Origin of the sequence: Nitrobacter winogradskyi (assembly GCF_006539545.1) — a bacterium.
Taxonomy (GTDB): domain Bacteria; phylum Pseudomonadota; class Alphaproteobacteria; order Rhizobiales; family Xanthobacteraceae; genus Nitrobacter; species Nitrobacter winogradskyi_A.
The window spans coordinates 1-4,187 of the sequence record NZ_BJNF01000005.1 but is presented as its reverse complement, the minus strand read 5'-3'; the positions used below and the strand labels follow the sequence as shown (position 1 = coordinate 4,187).

Genomic DNA, 4,187 nt, shown 5'->3' with positions numbered 1-4,187 from the left:
GGCCGCTCTAAGCCTTCGCCCGCTGCATCGCCGGTTTGCGGGCCGCGTTGAGATTGTGGATGGTGTTGACCAGCGCAATGTGGGTCAGCGCCTGCGGGAAATTTCCGGTCAGGCGGCGAGCGACCGTATCGTATTCTTCCGATAGCAAGCCAAGATCGTTCGCCACCCCCGCAACCCGCTTCAGCAGCATCTCGGCGCGCTCGATATCGCCGCGCAGCACATAAGCGTCGGCGAGCCAGAGCGTACAGGCCAGAAAGGCTCCCTCGATCGGCGGCTGCTCGTCCGTCACCGCGCGCGGATCGTGCCTGAGCACGAAGCCGTCCGGCATCAGATGCTGCTCCACCGCCGCCAGCATTCCCGCAACACGGGGATCGGAAGCCGGCAGGAATCCGACCGACGGAATGAGAAGCGTGCTGGCATCGAGCAGCTTCGAGCCGTAGGATTCGACGAAAGTGTTTTGTTCGGGATCAAAACCCTTTTCGCAGACGTCGCGATGAATCATCTCGCGCAGTTCACGCCAGCGCTCGACCGGCCCGTGGAAACCGAAATGCTCCACGCTCTTGACACCGCGGTCGAACGCCACCCAGGCCAGCACCTTCGACGAGACGTAGTGCTTGCCAGGTCCCCTCAGCTCCCAGATGCCGGAATCCGTTTCATTCCAGATCCGGCCGAGATGCTCGAGCAATTCGCATTCCAGGTCCCAGGTCGGCTCGCGCAATTTGAGGTTCGCCTCTCTCGACTGGTGGAACGCGTCCATCAACTCGCCGAAGACATCAAGCTGCAACTGGGCATAGGCCGCGTTTCCGATCCTGACCGGCCGTGCGCCCTCATAGCCAGGCAGCCAGTCGGCTTCCCACTCCGTCAGGCGACGTTGCCCAAGGATGCCGTACATGATCTGCATGTCGGCGGGCGAGCCGGCGACCGATCGCAGCAGCCAGTCGTGCCAGTCCGAAGCTTCGTCGTGATAGCCGCTGTTCATCAGCGCGAGCAGCGTGAAGGTCGCGTCGCGCAGCCAGCAGAACCGGTAATCCCAGTTGCGCGCGCCGCCGAGCTTTTCGGGAAGCGAGGTCGTCGGCGCCGCGACGATGCCGCCGGAGGGCGCATAGATCATGGCTTTCAGGGCAACCAGGGAGCGCATCGCAAGATCACGATACGGACCGTCATAATCGAACTTTCCGCACCAGTCGCGCCAGAACGCCTCTGTATCTCGCAGCGCCGCCGCGGGATCGATCGGGGCTGGAACGGCCAGATGCGATGCGCTGTAGGCCATCACGAACGGGATCGTCTGCCCTGCGCTGACCTCGAAGTCGGCGACGGTGGTCATGGTCTCGCCGCGCGTCTCGACCGGCGTGCGCAGCACCAGCATGTCCGGCCCGCAAATGGCGAGCAGCGCCCGATCCTCGGTACGGCGGACCCATGGCACGTCTTTTCCAAAACCGAACCGGATCACCAGATCCATGTGCATCTTCACGCGACCGCGGTCCCCCCGGACGAGGCGGACGATATCGGTCGCCGTGTCGCGTGGCGGCATGAAGTCGATCAAAGTGACCGCACCGCCGGCGGTCTCAAAGCGGGTTTCGAGGATAAGGCCATCTCCGCGATAGCCATGACTCGAACGCTCGATCTTTTCCGAAGGAGAGATCCGCCAATGGCCGTTACGCTCATCGCCCAGGAGGGCGGAAAAACAGGCATCGGAATCGAAGCACGGCCAGCAAAGCCAGTCGATCGACCCTGTCCGGTCGACGAGCGCGACGGTCTCGCCATCGCCGATGATTCCGTAGTCTTCAATTCTGCTTGGCAATTTGGCAGATCCCGGCGGGTAAGCTGGAAACAGGACGCGAGCCGAAACAGGATGACGAAACAGTCAGTTTTATTCATCGGCGAGCGGTTGGCCATACCGCCTGGTGAGTTTTCCGGAAGAGCAACCTCGTGCGAGGGGAGAACGAAGTTCTATGGGCTGTAGCCGTTGACGCGGGAATAAGTCAGCCGGTTTTCCTGCAGCGGACGGTTGATCGAACCCGTGCTTCGTTTGCTCACCGCGCGCCTGTCCGATTCGAGATCTTCGAGGAAGACGGGCTCTGAGAAATAGAAACCCTGCGCATACTTGATCCGCGTCGCTGCCTGCAAATAAGCGAGTTCCTCGAACTTCTCGACGCCCTCCGCGATCACCGTCATTCCCAGTGCGTCACCGAGAGATTCAATGGCCTTCAGAATACCCTGACTGCGCGGGCGCTTGTGGATATCGACGATGAACGACCGGTCGATCTTGATTTCATCGGCGGTGATATCGGCGAGAGCCGAGAGCGATGAATATCCGATGCCGAAATCATCGATGGAGATCCCGACGCCCAGGCTTCGCAGAACGGGCAGAACTTCGGTCTGGAAACGGGTTTTCGCCACGAACGCATCTTCCGTCACCTCGACGATGAATCGCGCCGGGCAGCCGGTTTTCTCCAGCGCGCGTGCGAAGGATGTCATGAAGGCCGCGTTCCCGGCCTGCTTGGCGGCGACGTTGATGCTGATGCTGACGCCTGTGCCGAACCTGTCGTCGATGAGATCGATGGACCTCATGATCTCGGCCAGAACCAGATGCGTCAACTCGTCGATCAGGCCGAGCTCGATCGCGAGATCGACGAACGTTCCGGGCGCCTGGATGACGCCGTCATCATTGCGCAATCGAACCAGCGCCTCGATGCCTCTGACCTGCTGGGTTCTGATGTCGACCTTAGGCTGGAACGCGCAATAGAATCGCTTGTCGAGAATAGCGAGCCGCAGCGACTGCTCGATCTCCATCCGCGTCAGCGCCTCGCGCTGCATTCCGGAATCGAAGATGACGGCGCCACCCTTTTTCTCGTTCTTGATGTGATACATCGCGGTATCGGCGTTCTGGCGCAGAACCTCGTAGCTGTCGCCGTGATCCGGATAGATGCTCACCCCGATCGATGCGGAGGCAAACAGCTCCGATCCCTCGATAAAGAACGGCGCCTTGAGACGCTGCAGCAGATATTCGATGTAGTCAGCGAGTTCAGCGTCGTTTTGCACCGGATTGAGCAGGAGCAGAAACTCGTCGCCGCTGATCCGGGACAGCATATCGGTGGCGCGAAGGCCGAAGCTCAGGCGCCTGGCAACCTCGATCAGAAGTTCATCGCCGGATGCATGGCCGTAATAGTCGTTGATGTGCTTGAAATTGTCGATATCGAGAAAAGCAACCGCAAACCTGACGGGTTGTTCTCCCTCACGGATGAGGCTGTTGGCATGCTGCTCAATGACGCGCCGGGTCGGCAGACCCGTCAGGTCGTCAAAGTATGCACAACGAAAAAGCTCCTCCTCGACAGCCTTTTGACCGCTGATATCGACCGAGCTCGACAGCATGAGCTTCCTGTCCGAAATCTGGACAGGCTCATGCGTGGTCAGATAGGTCTTTGTCGTATGATCCGTTCGAATGAGTTCTTCGGATATTCTGATCCGGCCCGATTGCAGCACCCCGCGCGCGAGATTGATGCGATCGTTCAACTCTTTCGAGGGGAGCAGCGCACCTGATGCAGTTGCGACGATATCGCACGCGGGCACGTTGAACTGGGCCGCGGCGGCCGCATTCACGAACACGAAATTTCCCTGCTCGTCCTGAACCGTCACGGCTGTCGGAAGCAATCTGACGACTTCGTTCAGGAAATTCAGCTGCGAGGTACCGCCGGCTTCGACACCACAGTCATTCAGGCCGGCTCCGGGCTCATCAGGAGGTGTCGGTCCGCTTCTGCCAGCGCCAACAGAAAACTCACTTCGCTCGGGCGCGCCGGACATGGACTTCCCCAACCTTCATCGCGTCTGAAAGGGGAAACTTCCGGGCTTTCAGGCTCTTGCGGGCAGCAACGGCGATCGCGGTCCCATACAGCGCCACCTTCTGCCTTCCCAAGAGATAACCGGGCACGTTGTAGGTTTAGTTAAATCCGACGCGTAAACAGGGCCGCACTTTCCACATCAAACGCGAAGTCGCTCAAATCAGTCCGGATTATTGTTACCAGTACATGAACGGATCATGGACTCGCCGCGGCAATGACCAGACGAGCGGAATATCAGAGTACCACAGGCTGGAGATTACCGGGCCGTTGAACATATCCAGCCGCCTGGAGCGGATGCCTGATCCATGTTCTGCCCGATCTCGCGTCGTAGAGCGTTTTCAAGCGAAG

General features: G+C 59.9%; 2 protein-coding genes. Both read right to left on the bottom strand.

From position 1 onward, the window contains the following. Positions 1–7: 7 nt before the first annotated feature. Positions 8–1,801 carry a glycoside hydrolase family 15 protein gene (locus tag NWI01_RS01595; RefSeq protein ID WP_141382065.1) on the bottom strand — a complete coding sequence of 598 codons (1,794 nt, stop codon included), beginning with the start codon at positions 1,799–1,801 and terminating at the stop codon, positions 8–10. Positions 1,802–1,950: 149 nt separating this feature from the next. After that, positions 1,951–3,801: a putative bifunctional diguanylate cyclase/phosphodiesterase gene (locus NWI01_RS01590; RefSeq protein ID WP_141382063.1), complete on the bottom strand. Its 1,851-nt coding sequence runs from the start codon at positions 3,799–3,801 to the stop codon at positions 1,951–1,953. Between the last annotated feature and the right edge of the window lie 386 nt (positions 3,802–4,187).